The organism is Rubrivivax sp. JA1026 (assembly GCF_011065555.1).
GTDB classification, from domain to species: Bacteria; Pseudomonadota; Gammaproteobacteria; order Burkholderiales; family Burkholderiaceae_C; genus Rubrivivax; species Rubrivivax benzoatilyticus.
In genome coordinates, this window is the sequence record NZ_JAALCQ010000001.1 from 755,590 (window position 1) to 774,799 (window position 19,210).

Consider the following 19,210-nt stretch of genomic DNA (forward strand, 5'->3'; position numbering starts at 1 on the left):
GAGTGAAACCCGTCATCGCGCTCGTCGGGCGCCCGAACGTCGGCAAGTCGACGCTGTTCAACCGGATCACGAAGAGCCGCGACGCCATCGTCGCCGACTTCGCCGGCTTGACGCGTGACCGCCACTACGGCGACGCCCGCCTGGGCGGGCGCGAGTTCATCGTCGTCGACACCGGCGGCTTCGAGCCCGAGAAGCCCTCCGGCGTCGTCGCCGAGATGGCCAAGCAGACCAGGCAGGCGGTCGCCGAGGCCGACGTCGTCGTCTTCGTCGCCGACCTGCGTGCCGGTGTCTCGGCCCAGGACCACGACATCGCGCGTTTCCTGCGCACGCAGCAGAAGAAGGTCATCCTCGCGGTCAACAAGGCCGAGGGCATGGCCGAGTCGCCGCTGCTGGCCGAGTTCCACGAGCTTGGCATCGGCGAGCCGCATCCGCTGTCGGCCTCGCACGGCCAGGGCGTGCGCAGCCTGCTCGAGGCGGCGCTCGAGGACTTCGACTTCGGCGACGAGGACGAGGAGGGCGCCGAACCCGACGCCGACGCGCCGATCCGCCTGGCCGTCGCCGGCCGGCCCAACGTCGGCAAGTCCACGCTGATCAACGCCTGGCTCGGCGAGGAGCGCCTGGTGGCGTTCGACCAGCCGGGCACGACGCGTGACGCGATCAAGGTCTCGCTGGAGCGCGAGGGCCGCCGTTTCGAGCTGATCGACACCGCCGGCCTGCGCCGCAAGGGCAAGGTTTTCGAGGCGATCGAGAAGTTCTCGGTCGTCAAGACGCTGCAGGCCATCGCCGACGCCAACGTCGTCGTGCTGATGGTCGACGCGACCGTCGGCGTCAGCGAGCAGGACGCGCACATCGCGGGCTACGTGCTGGAGTCCGGCCGGGCCGTCGTGCTGGCGCTCAACAAGTGGGATGCCACCGACGAGTACCAGCGCCAGCAGCTGCAGCGCTCGATCGAGAGCCGGCTGGCGTTCCTGAAGTTCGCGCCGCTGCTGCAGATCTCGGCGAAGAAGCGCACCGGCCTGACGGCGTTGTGGAAGGCGATCCTGCACGCCCACGCCTCGGCGACGGTGAAGATGCCGACGCCGGTGCTGACGCGGCTGCTGATCGACGCCGTGCAGCACCAGGCGCCGCGGCGCGATGGTGCCTTCCGGCCCAAGATGCGCTACGCCCACCAGGGCGGCATGAACCCGCCGCTGGTCGTGATCCACGGCAACTCGCTCGACCACATCACCGACGCCTACAAGCGTTATCTCGAAGGCCGTTTCCGCGAGCACTTCAAGCTCGTCGGCACGCCGATGCGGATCGAATTCCGATCGTCGAAGAATCCCTTCGACGACCGCAGCCCCTGAGGCAATCCGCATTTAGCGTCGGGTTCTCCCCCGTGTGATAACGTGGGGCACTCGACATTCAACACGGAGCATATCGTGAGCAACAAAGGCCAACTTTTGCAGGACCCCTTCCTGAACCTGCTGCGCAAGGAGCACGTGCCGGTCTCGATCTACCTGGTCAACGGCATCAAGCTCCAGGGCCACATCGAATCCTTCGACCAGTACGTCGTTCTGCTTCGCAACACCGTCACCCAGATGGTCTACAAGCACGCGATCTCGACCGTCGTGCCCAGCCGCGCGGTCAACTTCCACCCGAACGAGGCTCCCGAGCAAGCCTGATCCCGTTCGGGCCCTGCCGTACCGAGACCCGCCACCCCCAGAGCCTTGAGTTCCGCATCACCGCAGACGCTGTCACCTGAGGGCGGCCCGACGCGCGCCGTGCTCGTCGGCGTCGACATCGGTGGTGACCCCCACTTTGATCCCACGCTCGACGAACTGGCGTTGCTGGCCGAGTCGGCCGGTGACGTCGCCGTCGCGCGCGTGACCGCGCGCCGCAAGGCGCCGGACGCCGCGCTGTTCGTCGGCTCGGGCAAGGCCGACGAGATCCGGGCGATGGTCGCGGCGACGCAGGCCCACGGCGTCATCTTCGACCAGGCGCTGTCGCCGGCGCAGCAGCGCAACCTGGAGCGTCACCTCGGCGTTCCGGTCGCCGACCGCACCTCGCTGATCCTCGACATCTTCGCCGCCCGCGCCCAGAGCCACGAGGGCAAGCTGCAGGTCGAACTCGCGCGGCTGCAGTACGTCGCCACGCGGCTGGTGCGGCGCTGGTCGCACCTGGAGCGCCAGCGCGGCGGCATCGGCACGCGCGGCGGCCCGGGCGAGGCGCAGATCGAACTCGACCGGCGCATGATCGGCGAGCGCATCAAGTCGGTGAAGGCCCGGCTGGAGAAGGTCAAGCAGCAGCGCGGCACGCAGCGCCGGGCGCGCGAGCGCCGCGGCACGTTCCGCGTCTCGCTGGTCGGCTACACCAACGCCGGCAAGTCGACGCTGTTCAACGCCCTGGTCAAGGCCAAGACCTACGCCGCCGACCAGCTGTTCGCGACGCTGGACACGACGACTCGCTCGCTGTGGCTGGGCGAGGCCGGCATGTCGGTGTCGCTGTCGGACACCGTCGGCTTCATCCGCGACCTGCCGCACAAGCTGGTCGAGGCCTTCGAGGCGACGCTGCGCGAGGCTGCCGACGCCGACCTGCTGCTGCACGTCGTCGACGCCGCGAGCCCGGCGCTGCTGGAGCAGCAGGCCGAGGTCGAGCGCGTGCTCGAGGAGATCGGGGCCAGCGGCGTGCCGCAGATCCTGGTCTTCAACAAATGCGATCTGCTCCAGGACTCGCGCCTGCCGCGCTGTCCCCGTGACGAGGTCGAGGTCCATCCCGGCGTGCGCCGTGCCCGCGTGTTCGTCAGCGCCCGCGACGGACAGGGTCTCGACAGCCTGCGCCAGCTCATCGCCGATGCCGCGCATTCCGCGCAAGACGCGCAACTGATCACCACCGAATGAAGCACACACCCCCCTTCAAGGTCTCGCGGCTGCGCGCCGCGCTGGCAGGCTGGGTCTTCAACAACCGCAATGACGGTCCGCCCGACCTGGACGAGCTCTGGCGCGACTTCAACCGCAAGCTCAGCGGCCTGTTCGGCGGCAAGGGCGGCGGTGGCGGCGGCAACCGCAACGACGGCGGCGGCGGTGGCGGCGGCTCCGGCGGCCCGTCGTTCCAGCCCGACATGAAGAGCGCCGGCATCGGCGTCGGCCTGATCGGCGCGGTCGTCGTGCTGGTCTGGCTGGGCAGCGGCTTCTTCATCGTCCAGGAAGGCCAGCAGGCGGTCGTCACGACCTTCGGCAAGTACAGCCACACGGCAGACGCCGGCTTCCAGTGGCGCTTCCCGTATCCGGTGCAGGCCCACGAAACGGTGTCGGTGACGCAGCTGCGCTCGGTCGAGGTCGGCCGCAGCACGGTGGTCCAGGCCACCGGCCTGCGCGACTCGTCGATGCTGACGCAGGACGAGAACATCATCGACATCCGCTTCACCGTGCAGTACCGGCTGAGCGATGCGCGCCAGTACCTGTTCGAGAACCGCAGCCCCGACGAGGCGGTGGTCCAGGCCTCCGAGTCCGCGGTGCGCGAGATCGTCGGCCGCAGCCGGGTCGACTCGGTGCTCTACGAGCAGCGCGACGCGCTCGCCGCCGACCTGGTCAAGTCCATCCAGTCGCAGCTCGAGCGCCTGCGCGCCGGCATCCTGATCGCCAACGTCAACGTCCAGAACGTGCTGGTGCCCGACGCGGTGCAGGCCGCGTTCAACGACGCCGTCAAGGCCGGCGCCGACCGCGACCGCTTCAAGAACGAAGGCCAGGCCTACGCCAGCGACGTGATCCCGAAGGCTCGCGGCAACGCCTCGCGCCTGCTCGAGGAGGCCGAAGGCTACCGGGCCCGCGTCATCGCGCAGGCCGAGGGTGATGCGCAGCGTTTCCGCTCGGTGCTGGCCGAGTACCAGAAGGCGCCCGCCGTCACGCGCGACCGCATGTACGTCGACGCGATGCAGCAGATCTACTCGAACGTCTCCAAGGTGATGGTCGATTCGCGCAGCGGCTCCAACCTGCTGTACCTGCCGCTGGACAAGCTGATCCAGCAGAGCGGCCCGACCACGGCGGCCCCGCAGGCCCCGGTGGCCGTGCCGACGCCTTCGTCGTCGACGCCGGACACGCTGTCCGGCAGCGCCGACATCCGTTCCCGCGACAACGCGCGCGCTCGCGACCGCGAAGGCCGCTGACCCAGGAGCACGCGAGACATGAACCGCATTGGAGTTTTCGTTGCCGGCGCGCTCGTCGCGCTGATGATCGCCGCCTCGACCCTGTTCGTCGTCGACCAGCGCCAGGTGGCGGTGGTCTACGCGCTCGGCGAGATCAAGGAAGTCGTCACCGAGCCGGGCCTGAAGTTCAAGATGCCGCCGCCGTTCCAGAACGTGGTGTTCCTGGACAAGCGCATCCAGACGCTGGACAGCCCGGAGACGCGGCCGATCTTCACCGCCGAGAAGAAGAGCCTGGTCATCGACTGGCTGGTCAAGTGGCGCATCACCGAGCCGCGCCAGTTCATCCGCAACAACGGCACCGACATCCGCAACCTCGAGTCCCGCCTGGCGCCGGTGGTGCAGGCCGCGTTCAACGAGGAGATCACCAAGCGCACCGTGCGCGGCGTGCTCGCCACCGAGCGTGACCGCGTGATGGCCGACGTCAAGAGCCGGCTGACCGACGAGGCCCAGGGCTTCGGCATCGAGATCGTCGACGTGCGCATCAAGCGCGTGGACTTCGTCGCCGACATCACCGACTCGGTCTATCGCCGCATGGAGTCCGAGCGCAAGCAGGTTGCCAACGAACTGCGCTCGCAGGGCGCGGCCGAGGGCGAGAAGATCCGCGCCGATGCCGACCGCCAGCGCGAGATCATCCTTGCCGAGGCCTACCGCGACGCGCAGAAGATCAAGGGCGAGGGTGATGCCAAGGCGTCGGCGCTGTACGCCGAGGCCTTCGGCCGCGACCCGCAGTTCGCCCAGTTCTACCGCAGCCTCGAGGCCTACCGCGCCGCCTTCCGCTCCAAGAGCGACGTGATGGTGCTGGACCCGAACTCGGAGTTCTTCCGCGCGATGCGCAACGGCGGGCCGGGCACGCCGGCGGCCAAGGGCAGGTGAGCGGGCCGGCACGGACGTGTCCGACCTGCTGATCGGCGCCCTGGCGCTGGTGCTGATCTTCGAGGGGCTGCTGCCCTTCGCAAGCCCGGCGACCTGGCGCCGCATGTTCGAGCAGATGACCCGGCTCGAGGACGGCCAGATCCGTTTCCTCGGCCTGGGCTGCATCAGCGTCGGCCTGGTGCTGCTGGCGCTCTGGCACTGAGCTGCCCCGGTGCTGCGCTCGGCCGATCGGCGGCCGGGCGTGCATCGCCGCGTACAATCCCCTTTTTAAGCGCTGCAGGCCTTTTCGAATGTTGTCAGCTTGGCTCTTGCCCGAGCATATCGCCGACGTCCTGCCCGCCGACGCCCGACGCATCGAGGAGCTGAGGCGGCGCCTTCTGGACCGCGCCCGCGGCTACGGCTTCGAGCTCGTGATGCCGCCGCTGCTCGAGCACCTCGAGTCGCTGCTGTCGGGCACCGGCCGTGAACTCGACCTCAAGACCTTCAAGCTGGTCGACCAGCTGAGCGGTCGCACGCTCGGCGTGCGCGCCGACACGACGCCGCAGGCCGCGCGCATCGACGCCCATCTGCTCAACCGCGAAGGCGTGACCCGGCTGTGCTACTGCGGCCCGGTGCTGCATACCCGGCCTTCCGGGCTGAACGCGACGCGCGAGCCGCTGCAGTTCGGCGCCGAGATCTTCGGCCATGCCGGGCTCGAAGCCGACCTGGAGGTCGCCGAGCTCGCCCTGGACTGCCTGCACGCCGCGCGCCTGTCCGAGCTGACGATCGACCTTGCCGACGCGCGCATCCTGCGCGGCGTGCTCGCCGGCGCGCCGGTGGACGCGGCGCGTCTGCAGGACGTCGTCGCCGCGCTGTCCGAGAAGGACGCCTCGGCGCTGGAGGCGCTGGCCGCCGGCCTGCCCGACGAGACGCGTCGAGGGCTGCGGGCGCTGCTGCGCCTGTACGGCGGCGACGAGGTGCTGGCTGCTGCCCGCACCGAGCTGCCGCAGCGCAGCCTGATCGTCGCCGCGCTCGAGCAACTCGAATGGACCGCGCGCCACCTGCGCGCCGCCTTCCCGAACCTGGCGATCGGCTTCGACCTGTCGGACATGAGCGGCTACGCGTACTACAGCGGCCTGCGCTTCGCCGTCTACGGCGCCGGCAGCGCCGACGCGCTGGCGCGTGGCGGCCGCTACGACGAGGTCGGCGCGGTCTTCGGCCGCAACCGGCCGGCCGTCGGCTTCAGCCTGGACCTGAAGGCGTTGGCCGAGCTGGCGCCGGCCGTCGGCGCCGGCCGCGCGATCCGCGCCCCCTGGGGCGAGGACGCCGCGCTGCGTGCCGCCGTGCGGCGTCTGCGCGAAGCCGGCGAGACCGTGATCGCCGCGCTTCCCGGCCACGAGGTCGAGACCCAGGCCTTCGAATGCGATCGCGAGCTGGTGCTGCTGGACGGCCAGTGGCAGCTGCGCGCGTGCTGAATCCCCCGTAAGGAACCCATCCCATGCAAACAGGCATCCTCCCGACCGCGGGACGCAACGTCGTGGTCGTCGGCACCCAGTGGGGCGACGAAGGCAAGGGCAAGGTCGTCGACTGGATGACCGATCACGCCCAGGGCGTGGTGCGCTTCCAGGGCGGCCACAACGCCGGCCACACGCTGGTCATCGCCGGCCGCAAGACGGCGCTGCAGCTGATCCCCTCGGGCATCATGCGCGAAGGCGTCAAGTGCTACATCGGCAACGGCGTCGTCGTCGACCCGAAGCACCTGCTCGGCGAGATCGAGCGCCTGGAGGCGCTGGGCCTGGAGGTGCGCTCGCGCCTGTTCATCAGCGAGTCCTGCCCGCTGATCCTGCCGTTCCACGTCGAGATCGACCGTGCGCGTGAAGCGCAGCGCGAAAGCTGCGGCAGCGGCAAGATCGGCACCACCGGCAAGGGCATCGGCCCGGCCTACGAAGACAAGGTCGCCCGCCGCGCGCTGCGCGTGCAGGATCTGAAGCACCCGGCGCGCCTTGAAGCCAAGCTGCGCGCGCTGCTCGACCTGCACAACGCCGAGCTGACCGGTGTGCTCGGCGGCCAGCCGCTGGAGCTGCAGCCCATCCTCGACGACGCGCTGCGTGCCGCCGAGCAGCTGCGCCCGATGATGGCCGACGTCGGCTACCGGCTGTTCCAGGCCCATGGCGTCGGCGAGAACCTGCTGTTCGAAGGCGCGCAGGGCACGCTGCTCGACATCGACCACGGCACCTATCCGTACGTCACCTCGAGCAACTGCGTCGCCGGCAACGCCGCCGCCGGCTCGGGTCTCGGCCCGGGCATGCTGCACTACGTGCTGGGCATCACCAAGGCCTACACGACGCGTGTCGGCAGCGGCCCGTTCCCGACCGAGCTCGACATCGAGACCCCGGGCACGATCGGCCACCACCTGTCGACCGTCGGCCAGGAGCGTGGCACCGTCACCGGCCGCGCGCGACGCTGCGGCTGGCTGGATGCCGCCGCGCTGAAGCGCTCGATCATCATCAACGGCGTCTCCGGCCTGTGCATCACCAAGCTCGACGTGCTCGACGGCCTGCAGGAAATCAAGATCTGCACCGGGTATGAACTCGACGGCCGCGTGATCGACGTGCTGCCGCTGGACGCCGACGAGATCGAGCGTTGCCAGCCGATCTACGAAACCATGCCGGGCTGGAGCGACACGACCGCCGGCCTGACCAACTGGGAACAGTTGCCGGCGCCCGCCCGGCGTTATCTCGAGCGCGTGCAGGCCTTGATCGGCGCGCCCATCGACATGGTTTCCACCGGCCCCGACCGGGTCCATACCATCCTGCTGCGGCATCCGTTCCGCGCCTGAAACACGACGATTCGCGAGAAGGAGAATCCATGCTCACCGACGACGGCAAGCACCTCTACGTATCCTGGGACGAATACCACCTGCTGATCGAGCGCCTGGCGCTGAAGGTGCATGCCTCGGGCTGGGAGTTCGACCAGATCCTGTGTCTGGCGCGCGGCGGCATGCGCCCCGGCGACGTCATGTCGCGGGTGTTCGACAAGCCGCTGGCGATCATGTCGACGAGTTCCTACCGCTCGGACGCCGGCACCATCCAGGGTCGTCTGGACATGGCCAAGTACATCACCATGCCCAAGGGTGAACTCGCGGGCCGCGTGCTGCTCGTCGACGACCTCGCCGACACCGGCGTGACGCTGCGTGCGGTGGTCGACCGCCTGCGCGGCATGCCGTCGATCACCGAGCTGCGCGCTGCGGTGCTGTGGGTGAAGGGCGTTTCGAGCTACGTCCCGGACTACTACTGCGAGGTCCTGCCGACGAGCCCGTGGATCCACCAGCCGTTCGAGGAATACGACAACCTGCGTCCCGACGGTCTCGCCCGCAAGTTCGCGGTCTGACCGCCCAGCAAAAAGGCCAGCATGCAGCTGGCCTTTTTTATTTTCCGTGCTCCGGAAAAGCCAACGGGGTTTCGGAAGATAATTTCCGAAACCCCGTCGTTGTTTGGTGCCCAGAAGAGGACTCGAACCTCCACGCCGTTAAGCGCTAGTACCTGAAACTAGTGCGTCTACCAATTCCGCCATCTGGGCGTCTCAGGAAGAAAAGAACTATAGCATCGGAATATGGACTCTGCAAGCCCCTCCGCAAAAAATTCTTCAACCGGCCTGTTGGGCGAGGTTGAGGGCCGTGTCGAAGGCCATCGTGACGGCCATGGTTTCGTCGTGCCCGACGAAGGCGACACCTGGATCTATCTCGCGTCGCAGGAGATGCGCTCGGTGCTGCACCGCGACCGCGTGCGCGTGCGCATCGTGCGCTTCGACCGCAAGGGCCGGCCGGAAGGGCGCGTGCTCGACATCCTGGACCGCCGCAAGACGCCGATCATCGGCCGCCTGCTGCACGAAGGCGGGCAGTGGGTCGTCGCGCCCGAGGATCGCCGCTACGGCCAGGACATCCTGATCCCGAAGAACGCCACCGCCAGCGCCGCCGTCGGCCAGGTCGTGTCGGTCGAACTGACCGAGCCGCCGTCGCTGCACTCCAAGCCGGTCGGCCGCGTCGCCGAGGTGCTCGGCGAGATCGACGATCCGGGCATGGAGATCGAGATCGCGGTGCGCAAGTACGAGGTGCCGCACCGCTTCTCGCCCGAGACGCTGGCCCAGGCTGCGGCGCTGCCCGAGAAGCTGCGCGCCGCCGACCGCAAGAACCGTGTCGACCTGACCGACGTGCCGCTGGTGACGATCGACGGCGAGGACGCACGCGACTTCGACGACGCCGTCTACTGCGAGCCGTTCCGCCGCGGCCGCGGCAAGACGCTGTTCGAGGGCTGGCGGCTGATCGTCGCGATCGCCGACGTCAGCCACTACGTCAAACCCGGCGAGCCGCTGGACGAGGACGCCTACGAACGCGCCACCTCGGTCTACTTCCCGCGCCGCGTGATCCCGATGCTGCCGGAGAAGCTGTCCAACGGCCTGTGCTCGCTGAACCCCGAGCAGGACCGGCTGGCGATGGTCTGCGACATGCTGGTGTCGACCGAAGGCACGCTCGACGCCTACCAGTTCTACCCGGCGGTGATCTGCTCGCACGCCCGGCTGACCTACACCGAGGTCGCCGCGGTGCTGCAGAACACGCGCGGCCCCGAGGCCCAGCGCCGGGCCGATCTGGTGCCGCAGCTCGTGCACCTGCACGAGGTCTTCCGTGCGCTGCTCAAGCAGCGTGCCCAGCGCGGCGCGGTCGACTTCGACACCGTCGAGACGCAGATCGTCTGCGACGACAACGGCCGCATCGAGAAGATCGTGCCGCGCGTGCGCAACGACGCCCACCGGCTGATCGAGGAGGCGATGCTGGCGGCCAACGTCTGCGCCGCCGACTTCATCGCCCACGGCGAGCACCCGTCGCTGTACCGCGTGCACGAAGGGCCGACGCCCGAGAAGCGTGCCGCGCTGCAGTCCTACCTGAAGGCGCTGGGCCTGGGCCTGCACCTCAGCGAGGAGCCGACGCCGGCGGAGATGCAGGCCATCTCGCAGGCCGTGCAGGGCCGCCCCGACGCGCAGCAGATCCAGACCATGCTGCTGCGCTCGATGCAGCAGGCGATCTACACCGCCAGCAACGCCGGCCATTTCGGCCTGGCCTACGGCGCCTACACGCACTTCACGAGCCCGATCCGGCGCTACCCGGACCTGCTGGTGCACCGCGTCATCAAGGCGCTGCTCGGCGCGCGCCGCTACCACCTCGTGCCCAGCCCGAAGACGCGGGTGCCCGAGGTGCGTCGCGGTGCCCGCGGCGGCAAGCCGGTCAAGGCGGCCAAGCCGATGTCGCAGGAGATGGAGGCCTGGGAGGCCGCCGGCGCGCACTGCAGCGCCAACGAGCGCCGCGCCGACGAGGCCTCGCGCGACGTCGAGGCCTGGCTGAAGTGCCGCTACATGCGCGAGCACCTGGGCGAGGAGTACGCCGGCACGGTCAGCGCGGTGACGCCGTTCGGCCTGTTCGTGACGCTCGACGCGCTCTACGTCGAGGGCCTGGTGCACATCACCGAGCTTGGCGGCGAGTACTTCCGCCACGACGAGCTGCGCCAGGAGCTGCGCGGCGAGCGCACCGGCGTGCGCTACGCCATCGGCACGCGAGTGCAGGTCCAGGTCAGCCGTGTCGACCTCGACGGCCGCCGCATCGACTTCCGCATGGTGCGCGACGGCGAGGCCGAGCGCCTGCTGTCGCGCGGCCGCACGACGCCCGAGCGGGCCGACAAGCCAGGATCGGCAACCGAGGAGCTGGCCGCGCTGCGGGCCGCCGACCGCGCCGCGAAAGCCGCGTCCAAGGCGCGCACGACGTCCGCGGCGCCGCGCAAGACCGGCGCCCGCAAGACCGCCGGCAAGACGGCCGCCAAGGCGGGTTCGCGCCGCTGAGCTCCGGCCGGGGCGCTCCCGTGTTGCTGGCCGGCCGAGGTCGGTCTCGCCCGACCGGCCTCAGGCCGCCGCGTGCAGCGCCTCGACGAGATCGGCCGCGCGCAGCGGCGCTCTGGCGCCGGCGGCCTGCGCACGATCGGCGGCGTGGCCGTGCTGCCACGCGGCGGCCACCGCGCTGTCGAAGGCCTCGCCGCCCGCCGCCCACCGTCCGCCGAGCCACCCGGCGAGCACGTCGCCGGTGCCGGCGGTGGCCAGCAGCGCGTTGCCGGTCGGGTTCAGCGAGGGCAGGGCGCCGGGTGCGGCGACGACGCTGCCCGAGCCCTTCAGCACGACGACGCAGCCCAGGCGCTCGGCCAGGCGCTGTGCGGCCGCCACGCGGTCGGCCTGGACCGCGGCGGCCGTCGTGCCGAGCAGCCGGGCGGCTTCCAGCGGATGCGGCGTCAGCACCGTCGGCCGTGAACGGTGGGTCAGCAGCCGCTGCAGCGACGGATCCGCCGCCAGCACGTTGAGCGCGTCGGCGTCCAGCACCAGCCGCCCGGCGTGGGCCAGCAGCGCCGGCAGTGCCTCGCGCACCGCCTGGCCGCCGCCGCAGCCGGCGACGACGGTCGCCGCGGCCAGCGTCGCCGGCGGCGAACGCCACCAGGCGGGGCGTCCCATCAGCTCGGGGCGAGCCGCGTCCAGCAGCGGCGCGTCGGCGTCGAGCAGGCTGCAGTAGACGCGCCCGGCGCCCGCCGCCAGTGCTGCGCGTGCTGCGAGCCAGGCGGCGCCGGCCATGCCGGGCGCGCCGCCGACGACAGCGAGGTCGCCGAAGCTGCCTTTGTGCTGGGCGTGGTGGCGCACCGGGCCGGGGGGCGCGCCGGCCAGGCGTGCCGTCTCGCCGCCGGCCGCCACGCCGAGGTCGTCGAACCAGACCTGGCCGGCATGGTCGCGCCCGTGGCCGGTGAAGAGCCCTGGCTTCAGCGTCAGCAGGGCCAGTGTCGCGTCGGCGCGCAGGCAGGTCTCGCCCAGCGGCTGGCCGGTGTCCGGGTGCAGGCCCGAGGGCAGGTCGACGGCGAGCACCGGCGCGCGCCGTGTCGCGGCCCAGTCGATCGCGGCGGCGATGCGGCCTTCGGGCGCGCGGCGCGTGCCGAGGCCGAGCAGGGCGTCGATGACGAGCTCGGCCGGGGCTTCGTCCAGCGCTAGGGCGATCGGCACGCCGGCGGCCTGTGCCGCCGCCAGCGCGTCGGCGGCGTCCGCCGGGAGCCGGCCGCTGTCGCCGGCCAGCACGACACGCACGGCCTTTCCCGCGGCGTGCAGATGGCGCGCGGCGACGAGGCCGTCGCCGCCGTTGTTGCCCGGGCCGGCGAGCACGGCGACGGTGCGCGCGTGCGGGGCCAGCGCCAGCGCCAGCCGGGCGACGCCGAGGCCGGCACGCCGCATCAGCGCGTGCGGCGGTGCGCCGGCCAGCGCCGCCGCTTCGGCGGCGCGGGAGGCGGCGGCGTCGTGCAGCGGCCAGCCGGTATCGGGGGCGACGAGGACGGGGCTCATGCCGCCATTCTCGTCCTGCCGCTTCAGCGCAGGCGTTCCAGACCGAGCGCCGTCATGTCCAGCGGCGCGGCGCGCCCGGCCACCTGCTCGGCGAGCACGCGCGCCGAGCCGCAGGCCAGCGCCCAGCCGCTGGCACCGTGGCCGAGGTTCAGCCAGACGCCCGGCAGGCCGCTGGCCCCCAGCACCGGCGGGCCGTCGGGCAGGCTGGGGCGTGCGCCTTTCCAGCGCTGCGCCTGGGTCGGCACGAACGCGCCGGGGAACCAGTCCTCGAGCACGCGGTACAGCGTGCGCAGCGCCCGTTCGTCGTAGCGGTCGGCGCGGCCGCCGATCTCGCTGCTGCCGGCCACGCGCACCCGCTGCCCCAGCCGCGACACGGTGACCCGGTAACGCTCGTCGAACACCGCCGAGCGCGGGCCGAGGTCCGGATAACCTTCGAGCTGGCGCAGCGGCGCGGTGACCGCGTAGCCCCAGACGGGCGCCAGCGGCAGCTTCAGTCGCAGCGACTGCAGCAGCGGTGCCGAGGCCGCGCCGCTGCACAGCACGACGGCGTCGAAACGCTCTTCGGTGCCGGCGGCGGTCACGGTCGGGCCGGCGCCCGTGCCGATGCGCTGGACCTCGACGCCGAAGCGGAAGTCGGCGCCTCGCCGTTCGGCTTCGGTCTTCAGCAACTGCGCGAACTGGCGGCAGTTGCCGACGCCGTCCTGCGGCAGGTGCACGGCGGCGCGCAGCGTGGTGTCCGGGTTCAGACCGGGTTCGACCTGGCGCGCACGCTCGGCGTCCAGCAGTTCGAACGGCACGCCGAGTTCGGCGAGCAGCTTCAGGCCGGGGCGCGAGCGCTTGAGTTCACGCTCGCTGCGCAGCAGCACCGTGTAGCCGCGGCTGTGCTCGTAGTCCAGGCGCAGCGCGCGGGTCAGCGTGGCCAGGCGCTCCTGGCTGAGCCGCGCCAGGCGCAGCATTGCCGCGCGGTTGGTCGCGTGCACGCCGGGCCGGCAGGCGCGCCACCAGCGCCACAGCCAGGGCAGCTGGCTCCAGACTCCCAGGCCGTCCAGCGTCAGCGCGCCTTCGCGGCGCAACAGCTGCAGCATCAGCTTCAACGGCATGCCCGGCGCGGCCGAGGGCATCACGTAGCCGGGCGCGAGCACGCCGGCGTTGGCGAAGCTGGTTTCCGCGGCGACGCTGCCGCGGCGTTCAAAGACGACGACCTCGTGCCCGTCGGCGGCGAGTTCGAACGCGGTGGTGACGCCGACGATGCCGGCGCCGATGACGGCGACACGCATCCTCAGGCCTCCCGCGCGGTAAGCGCGCTCTCGACCTGCAGCGCCGCGCCGAGCACGGCGTCGTCGGCGAAGGCCGGTGCCCAGAGCATCAGCCCGACGGGCAGCGTTCCGGGCGGCTGGCAGGGCAGCGACAGCGCGCAGCCGTCGAGGAAATTGACCACTGCCGGGTTGCGCAGCACCAGCGCGTTGGTGGCGAAGAAGAGCTTGTCGTCGGCCTCCAGCGGTGCCAGCGGCGGCGCGACGATCGGCACCGTCGGTGACAGCGCGGCGTCGAAGCCGGCGAACGCCGCCTGCACGCGCGCGATCCAGTCGCGGCGTGCATGCAGCAGGTCCAGGTAGTCGGCGGCCGACATCGTCTCGCCGCGGCGGATGCGGGCGGCGACACGCGGGTCGTAGCGTGCGCCACGTTCGGCCAGGAGCCGGCGGTGCCAGGTCCAGGACTCGGCGGCCGGCAGGCCACCCGCGGCGTTCAGCGTTGCCAGCTCGGCGAGTTCGGGCAGGTTGATCTCGACGATGCGCGCGCCGCCGGCCGACAGCGCCGCCAGCGCGGCGTCGAAGGCCGCCGCGACGTGGTCGTCCAGGCCGTCGAGCATCAGCGTGCGCGGCACCGCCAGACGCAGCCCTTCGAGCGGACGCACGGCCGGGCGTGGCGTGCGTGCCGCGAGGATGGCGTGCATCCGCACCGCGTCGGCCACCGAGCGCGTGATCGCGCAGGCCGTGTCCAGCGAACTCGACAGCGGGATGCAGCCGTCCAGCGGCACGAGGCTTTGTGTGCTCTTGAAGCCGACCAGGCCCTGGAACGCCGCCGGGATGCGGATCGAGCCGCCGGTGTCCGAGCCCAGTGCCGCCCAGGCGGCGCCGGTGGCGACGCTGACCGCGCCGCCCGAGGTGGAGCCGCCGGGCGCTCGCGGCGTGGCGTCCAGCGCCGCGGTCACCGGGTTGGCCGGCGTGCCGTGGTGCGGGTTCAGGCCCAGGCCGGAGAACGCGAACTCGGACAGGTTGGTGTGGCCGACCAGTGCTGCACCCGCGGCACGCAGCCGGGCGACAGCCGGGCAGTCGGCCGTGGCCGGCGGCGCGTCGGCCAGCGCCGCCGAGGCACCGGTCGTCGGCTGGCCGGCGACGTCGAACAGGTCCTTGATCGACACCGCCAGCCCGGCCAGCGGCGGCAGCGGGGCGCCGGCGGCGTGCAGCGTGTCGACCGCCGCGGCCGCAGCGCGCGCCTGGTTGTCGAAGCGGCGAACGAAGGTGTGTCGGCAGGGGGGCGTGCCGGCTGCGGCGAGGGATTCTTCGAGCATCGCGGCGGCGCTGGAAGCGCCGGCCACGATGCGGTCCCGGGCGTCGCCCAGATCGGGGGCGCCGCGGCGTGGTAGACTCATCGGGTTTGTCTCGGGGCGGGTGCTGATGCCCCTGCGATTCGAGACGGACACATCCGCGAACCCGGGCACCTGAGGTGTCGCTGGCGGGGAGTCGGGAAGCTCTTCAGTCGTACACGACTCGAGCGATTCCGTCACCTTCGGCAACGATCAAGCGCCGGGATTCTAGATCCAACCTTCGGAGTCTCCATGACTGTCTCCATGCGTGAAATGCTGGAAGCCGGTGTCCATTTCGGTCACCAAACGCGCTTCTGGAACCCCAAGATGGCCCCGTACATCTACGGCCATCGCAACAAGATCCACATCATCAACCTCGAGAAGACGCAGCCGCTCTTCGAGGACGCGATGAAGTTCGTGCGCCAGCTGAGCGCGCGTCGCGGCACGATCCTGATGATCGGCACCAAGCGCCAGGCGCGCGAGGTGATCGCGATGGAAGCCCAGCGCTGCGGCATGCCCTACGTCGACCAACGCTGGCTCGGCGGCATGCTGACCAACTTCAAGACGGTCAAGGGCTCGCTGAAGAAGCTCAAGGACATGCAGGCCACCAAGGAAGCCGGCATGGAGCAGATGATCAAGAAGGAAGCCCTGCTGTTCGATCGCGAACTGGTCAAGCTCGAGAAGGACATCGGCGGCATCCAGGACATGGGCGCTCTGCCTGACGCGATGTTCGTCATCGACGTCGGCTACCACAAGATCGCCGTCGCCGAAGCCAAGAAGCTCGGCATCCCGGTGATCGGCGTCGTCGACACCAACCACTCGCCGGTCGGCATCGACTACGTGATCCCCGGCAACGATGACTCGGCCAAGGCCGTCGCGCTGTACGCGCGCGCCGTCGCCGACGCGGTGCTCGAAGGCCGTGCCAGCGCGACCAACGAGGTCGTGCAAGCCGCCGCCGGCGCCGACGAGTTCGTCGAGGTCCGCGAAGAGGCCTGATCCGTGCGGGGCCCACGCGGCCCCGCCCCGAATCCGTGAGTCCGCCGCCGGCGCGCACGACGTGCTGGGGCGGTTTCCTGCCATCCGAATGGAGTAGAGAGATGCCCGCAATCACCGCCAGCATGGTTGCCGAACTGCGCGCCAAGACCGACGCGCCGATGATGGAGTGCAAGAAGGCGCTCACCGAGGCCGACGGCGACATCGCCCGCGCCGAGGAGATCCTGCGCGTCAAGCTCGGCAACAAGGCCGGCAAGGCCGCCAGCCGCGTGACCGCCGAAGGCGTCGTCGCCGCGGCCGTCGACGGCACGACCGGCGCGCTCGTCGAGATCAACTGCGAAACCGACTTCGTCTCGAAGAACGACTCGTTCCTGGCCTTCGCCAAGGCCGCGGCCCAGCTCGTCGCCGAGAAGAACCCGGCCGACGTCGCCGCGCTCGGCGCGCTGGCCTACGAGCAGGACGGCTTCGGCCCGACGCTCGAGGACGTTCGCAAGGGCCTGATCGGCAAGATCGGCGAGAACATGTCGATCCGCCGCTTCAAGCGCTACGCCGGCGGCGGCCAGCTCGCCAGCTACCTGCACGGCACGCGCATCGGCGTGGTCGTCGAGTTCGACGGTGACGCCGTCGCCGCCAAGGACGTCGCGATGCACGTCGCCGCGATGAAGCCCAAGGCGCTGGCTGCCAGCGAAGTCCCGGCCGAGCTGGTCGAGTCCGAGCGCCGCATCGCCGCCGAGAAGGCTGCCGAGGACGCCGCCGCCGCGACCGCCGCCGGCAAGCCGGTGCAGTCGCCGGAGATCGTCGCCAAGCGCGTCGAGGGTTCGGTGCAGAAGTTCCTGAAGGAGGTCTCGCTGCTGAACCAGGCCTTCGTCAAGAACGACAAGCAGACCGTCGAGCAGATGCTCAAGGCCGCCGGCACCACGGTGAAGGGCTTCACCCTGTACGTGGTCGGCGAAGGCATCGAGAAGAAGGTCGACGACTTCGCTGCCGAAGTCGCGGCCCAGGTCGCTGCCGCCAAGGGCCAGTAAGCTAGGTCCTGCAACAAAGGGGGCCTCGTGCCCCCTTACACTCACTCTCGCACCCTCATCGATTCAGGAGTCTCCCGCATGCCGGCATACAAGCGCATTCTGCTCAAACTGTCGGGCGAGGCGCTGATGGGAGAGGACTCGTACGGCATCAACCGCGGCACCATCGTGCGCATGGTGCGCGAAATCCAGGAGATCACCAGCCTGGGCTGCCAGGTCGCCGTCGTCATCGGCGGCGGCAACATCTTCCGCGGTGTCGCGGGCGGCTCGGTCGGCATGGACCGCGCCACCGCCGACTACATGGGCATGCTGGCCACCGTGATGAACTCGCTGGCGCTGGCCGACACGATGCGCCAGGAAGGCATGACCGCGCGTGTCATGTCGGCGATCTCGATCGAGCAGGTCGTCGAGCCGTACGTGCGTCCCAAGGCGCTGCAGTACCTCGAGGAAGACAAGATCGTCGTCTTCGCCGCCGGTACCGGCAACCCGTTCTTCACCACCGACACCGCCGCCGCGCTGCGCGGCGCCGAGATCGGCGCCGAGGTCGTGCTCAAGGCGACCAAGGTCGACGGTGTCTATTCCGCCGACCCCAACAAGGACCCGACCGCGACGCGCTACTCGACGATCGGCTTCGACGAAGCCATCGCGCGGAACCTGCAGGTGATGGACGCCACGGCGTTCGCGCTGTGCCGCGACCAGAAGCTGCCGATCCGGGTCTTCAGCATCAACAAGCCCGGCGCCCTCAAGCGCGTCGTGCTGGGCGAAGACGAAGGCACGCTCGTGCACGTTTGACGAGGCCTCACCTCCATGACCATCGCTGACATCCAGAAGACGGCCGCCGAGAAGATGGCGAAGTCCGTCGACGCGTTCAAGAACGAACTGCACAAGATCCGCACCGGCCGCGCCCACCCCGGCATCCTCGACCAGGTGCATGTCGAGTACTACGGCTCGATGCTGCCGATCAGCCAGGTCGCCAACGTCTCGCTGCTCGACGCCCGCACGATCAGCGTCCAGCCCTGGGAAAAGGGCATGGGCCCGAAGATCGAGAAGGCGATCCGCGAGTCCGACCTCGGCCTGAACCCCTCCGCCCAGGGCGACCTGCTGCGCGTGCCGATGCCCGCGCTGACCGAGGAGCGCCGCAAGGAGCTGACCAAGGTCGTGCGCCACACCGGCGAGGAAGCCAAGATCCACGTGCGCGCCGTCCGCCGCGACGCCAACGACCAGCTGAAGAAGCTGGTCAAGGACAAGCTCGTCTCCGAGGACGACGAGCGCCGCGGCCAGGACGAGGTCCAGCGCCTGACCGACCGCACCATCGCCGAGATCGACAAGCTCGTCCAGGCGAAGGAAGCGGAGGTCATGGCCGTCTGAGCCACCTGCGTCGCCGATGACCCATCTCCCGCTGACCGAGAACCTCGCGCCCGACGGCACGGCGCTCGATCGCGCGATTCCGCGTCATGTCGCCGTCGTGATGGACGGCAACGGCCGCTGGGCGCGCCAGCGCTACATGCCGCGTTTCTTCGGCCACAAGCAGGGGGTCGACGCGCTGGTGCGGGCGGTCAACGTCTTTGCCGAGCGCGGCGTCGAGTACCTCACGGTGTTCGCGTTCTCGTCCGAGAACTGGAAGCGGCCGTCGGACGAGGTCTCGGGCCTGATGGGGCTGGTGCTGGTCGCCGTGTCCAAGTACCTGGCCAAGATGGCCGGCGACGGGGTGCGCATCCGCATCATCGGTGACCGCTCCGCGGTCTCCGACAAGCTGCGCGAGGCCTGGGACCGCGCCGAGGCGCTGACCGCCGACAACCACCGCATCACGCTGTCGGTGGCCTTCAACTACGGCGGCCGCTGGGACGTCGTCCAGGCCTGCCGTCAGGCGATGGCCGACGGCATCCGGCCCGAGGACTTCGACGAGTCCTATCTGTCGCGGCACATGGCGCTGTCCTTCGCGCCCGACCCGGACCTCTTCATCCGCACCGGCGGCGAGATGCGCATGAGCAACTTCCTGCTCTGGCAGGCGGCGTACTCGGAGCTGTTCTTCACCGAGTGCCTGTGGCCCGATTTCGGCGAAGCCGAGATCGACGCCGCGCTGGCCGCCTTCGCGCAGCGTGACCGCCGGTTCGGCGGCATCCGTGCGCCGCAGGTGATGTCCGAAAGCTCCTGAGGTTC

The 19,210-nt window shown here is 70.5% G+C and carries 18 protein-coding genes and 1 tRNA gene; 15 read left to right on the forward strand and 4 right to left on the reverse strand.

Annotation, left to right across the window (positions count from 1 at the left end; genetic code table 11):
* Nucleotides 1–2 precede the first annotated feature (2 nt).
* The 9 genes from der (at nt 3) to G5B56_RS03500 (ending at nt 8,425) form a co-directional block, all read left to right on the forward strand.
* Complete coding sequence (gene der / locus G5B56_RS03460) at nt 3–1,346, forward strand: ribosome biogenesis GTPase Der (RefSeq protein WP_009858792.1); 1,344 nt, start codon at nt 3–5, stop codon at nt 1,344–1,346.
* Nucleotides 1,347–1,421: 75 nt separating this feature from the next.
* Complete coding sequence (gene hfq, locus G5B56_RS03465; RefSeq protein WP_009858793.1) at nt 1,422–1,664, forward strand: RNA chaperone Hfq; 243 nt, start codon at nt 1,422–1,424, stop codon at nt 1,662–1,664.
* Between the two features lie 45 nt (nt 1,665–1,709).
* Nucleotides 1,710–2,879, forward strand: a complete 1,170-nt coding sequence (hflX, locus tag G5B56_RS03470; protein WP_164962325.1) for a GTPase HflX — start codon at nt 1,710–1,712, stop codon at nt 2,877–2,879.
* Entirely contained in the window at nt 2,876–4,144 is a 1,269-nt protein-coding gene (gene hflK, locus G5B56_RS03475) for an FtsH protease activity modulator HflK (protein WP_164962326.1), read from the forward strand. The genes hflX and hflK overlap by 4 nt, the downstream gene beginning before the upstream one ends.
* Before the next feature lie 18 nt (nt 4,145–4,162).
* Nucleotides 4,163–5,056 (forward strand): protease modulator HflC, encoded by an 894-nt coding sequence (gene hflC, locus G5B56_RS03480; protein WP_009858796.1) that lies wholly within the window; start codon nt 4,163–4,165, stop codon nt 5,054–5,056.
* Nucleotides 5,057–5,072: 16 nt separating this feature from the next.
* Complete coding sequence (locus G5B56_RS03485; RefSeq protein WP_009858797.1) at nt 5,073–5,258, forward strand: DUF2065 domain-containing protein; 186 nt, start codon at nt 5,073–5,075, stop codon at nt 5,256–5,258.
* 91 nt (nt 5,259–5,349) lie between these two features.
* On the forward strand, nt 5,350–6,510 hold the full coding sequence (locus G5B56_RS03490) for an ATP phosphoribosyltransferase regulatory subunit (protein ID WP_164962373.1): 1,161 nt from the start codon (nt 5,350–5,352) through the stop codon (nt 6,508–6,510).
* 23 nt (nt 6,511–6,533) lie between these two features.
* A complete protein-coding gene (locus G5B56_RS03495; protein WP_009858799.1) occupies nt 6,534–7,874 on the forward strand; it encodes an adenylosuccinate synthase in 1,341 nt (446 codons plus the stop codon).
* Nucleotides 7,875–7,903: 29 nt separating this feature from the next.
* Nucleotides 7,904–8,425, forward strand: a complete 522-nt coding sequence (locus G5B56_RS03500) for a phosphoribosyltransferase (RefSeq protein ID WP_009858800.1) — start codon at nt 7,904–7,906, stop codon at nt 8,423–8,425.
* A gap of 104 nt (nt 8,426–8,529) precedes the next feature.
* Here G5B56_RS03500 and G5B56_RS03505 read toward each other — a convergent pair.
* Nucleotides 8,530–8,614: transfer RNA gene (locus tag G5B56_RS03505), tRNA-Leu, on the reverse strand.
* Nucleotides 8,615–8,647: 33 nt separating this feature from the next.
* On the opposite strand from G5B56_RS03505, the gene rnr reads away from it, so the two are divergent.
* Complete coding sequence (rnr, locus tag G5B56_RS03510) at nt 8,648–10,921, forward strand: ribonuclease R (RefSeq protein WP_164962327.1); 2,274 nt, start codon at nt 8,648–8,650, stop codon at nt 10,919–10,921.
* Between the two features lie 60 nt (nt 10,922–10,981).
* Here rnr and G5B56_RS03515 read toward each other — a convergent pair whose 3' ends face one another.
* The 3 genes from G5B56_RS03515 to G5B56_RS03525 are packed head-to-tail and all read right to left on the reverse strand — an operon-like array spanning nt 10,982 to nt 15,101.
* On the reverse strand, nt 10,982–12,448 hold the full coding sequence (locus G5B56_RS03515) for an NAD(P)H-hydrate dehydratase (RefSeq protein ID WP_164962328.1): 1,467 nt from the start codon (nt 12,446–12,448) through the stop codon (nt 10,982–10,984).
* A gap of 23 nt (nt 12,449–12,471) precedes the next feature.
* A complete protein-coding gene (locus tag G5B56_RS03520) occupies nt 12,472–13,725 on the reverse strand; it encodes an FAD-dependent oxidoreductase (RefSeq protein WP_009858803.1) in 1,254 nt (417 codons plus the stop codon).
* Nucleotides 13,726–13,727: 2 nt separating this feature from the next.
* Nucleotides 13,728–15,101, reverse strand: a complete 1,374-nt coding sequence (locus G5B56_RS03525) for an amidase (protein WP_164962329.1) — start codon at nt 15,099–15,101, stop codon at nt 13,728–13,730.
* Nucleotides 15,102–15,287: 186 nt separating this feature from the next.
* Between G5B56_RS03525 and rpsB the strand changes: the two genes are divergently transcribed.
* The 5 genes from rpsB (at nt 15,288) to uppS (ending at nt 19,205) form a co-directional block, all read left to right on the forward strand.
* Nucleotides 15,288–16,031, forward strand: coding sequence for a 30S ribosomal protein S2 (gene rpsB, locus G5B56_RS03530; RefSeq protein WP_009858805.1), 744 nt, complete (start codon nt 15,288–15,290; stop codon nt 16,029–16,031).
* Between the two features lie 101 nt (nt 16,032–16,132).
* Complete coding sequence (tsf, locus tag G5B56_RS03535) at nt 16,133–17,053, forward strand: translation elongation factor Ts (RefSeq protein WP_009858806.1); 921 nt, start codon at nt 16,133–16,135, stop codon at nt 17,051–17,053.
* 78 nt (nt 17,054–17,131) lie between these two features.
* Entirely contained in the window at nt 17,132–17,842 is a 711-nt protein-coding gene (gene pyrH / locus G5B56_RS03540; protein WP_164962330.1) for a UMP kinase, read from the forward strand.
* A gap of 15 nt (nt 17,843–17,857) precedes the next feature.
* Entirely contained in the window at nt 17,858–18,418 is a 561-nt protein-coding gene (frr, locus tag G5B56_RS03545; RefSeq protein ID WP_009858808.1) for a ribosome recycling factor, read from the forward strand.
* A 16-nt stretch (nt 18,419–18,434) separates the two neighbouring features.
* On the forward strand, nt 18,435–19,205 hold the full coding sequence (gene uppS / locus G5B56_RS03550) for a polyprenyl diphosphate synthase (RefSeq protein ID WP_009858809.1): 771 nt from the start codon (nt 18,435–18,437) through the stop codon (nt 19,203–19,205).
* Nucleotides 19,206–19,210: the final 5 nt, after the last annotated feature.

Coding starts and splice junctions, on each gene's coding strand:
- G5B56_RS03500 (WP_009858800.1), top strand. CDS start 7,904: ATGCTCACCGACGACGGCAAGCACCTCTACGTATCCTGGGACGAATAC.
- G5B56_RS03515 (WP_164962328.1), bottom strand. CDS start 12,448: ATGAGCCCCGTCCTCGTCGCCCCCGATACCGGCTGGCCGCTGCACGAC.
- G5B56_RS03525 (WP_164962329.1), bottom strand. CDS start 15,101: ATGAGTCTACCACGCCGCGGCGCCCCCGATCTGGGCGACGCCCGGGAC.
- rnr (WP_164962327.1), top strand. CDS start 8,648: ATGGACTCTGCAAGCCCCTCCGCAAAAAATTCTTCAACCGGCCTGTTG.
- rpsB (WP_009858805.1), top strand. CDS start 15,288: ATGACTGTCTCCATGCGTGAAATGCTGGAAGCCGGTGTCCATTTCGGT.
- G5B56_RS03495 (WP_009858799.1), top strand. CDS start 6,534: ATGCAAACAGGCATCCTCCCGACCGCGGGACGCAACGTCGTGGTCGTC.
- hflC (WP_009858796.1), top strand. CDS start 4,163: ATGAACCGCATTGGAGTTTTCGTTGCCGGCGCGCTCGTCGCGCTGATG.
- hflK (WP_164962326.1), top strand. CDS start 2,876: ATGAAGCACACACCCCCCTTCAAGGTCTCGCGGCTGCGCGCCGCGCTG.
- tsf (WP_009858806.1), top strand. CDS start 16,133: ATGCCCGCAATCACCGCCAGCATGGTTGCCGAACTGCGCGCCAAGACC.
- G5B56_RS03520 (WP_009858803.1), bottom strand. CDS start 13,725: ATGCGTGTCGCCGTCATCGGCGCCGGCATCGTCGGCGTCACCACCGCG.
- pyrH (WP_164962330.1), top strand. CDS start 17,132: ATGCCGGCATACAAGCGCATTCTGCTCAAACTGTCGGGCGAGGCGCTG.
- frr (WP_009858808.1), top strand. CDS start 17,858: ATGACCATCGCTGACATCCAGAAGACGGCCGCCGAGAAGATGGCGAAG.
- uppS (WP_009858809.1), top strand. CDS start 18,435: ATGACCCATCTCCCGCTGACCGAGAACCTCGCGCCCGACGGCACGGCG.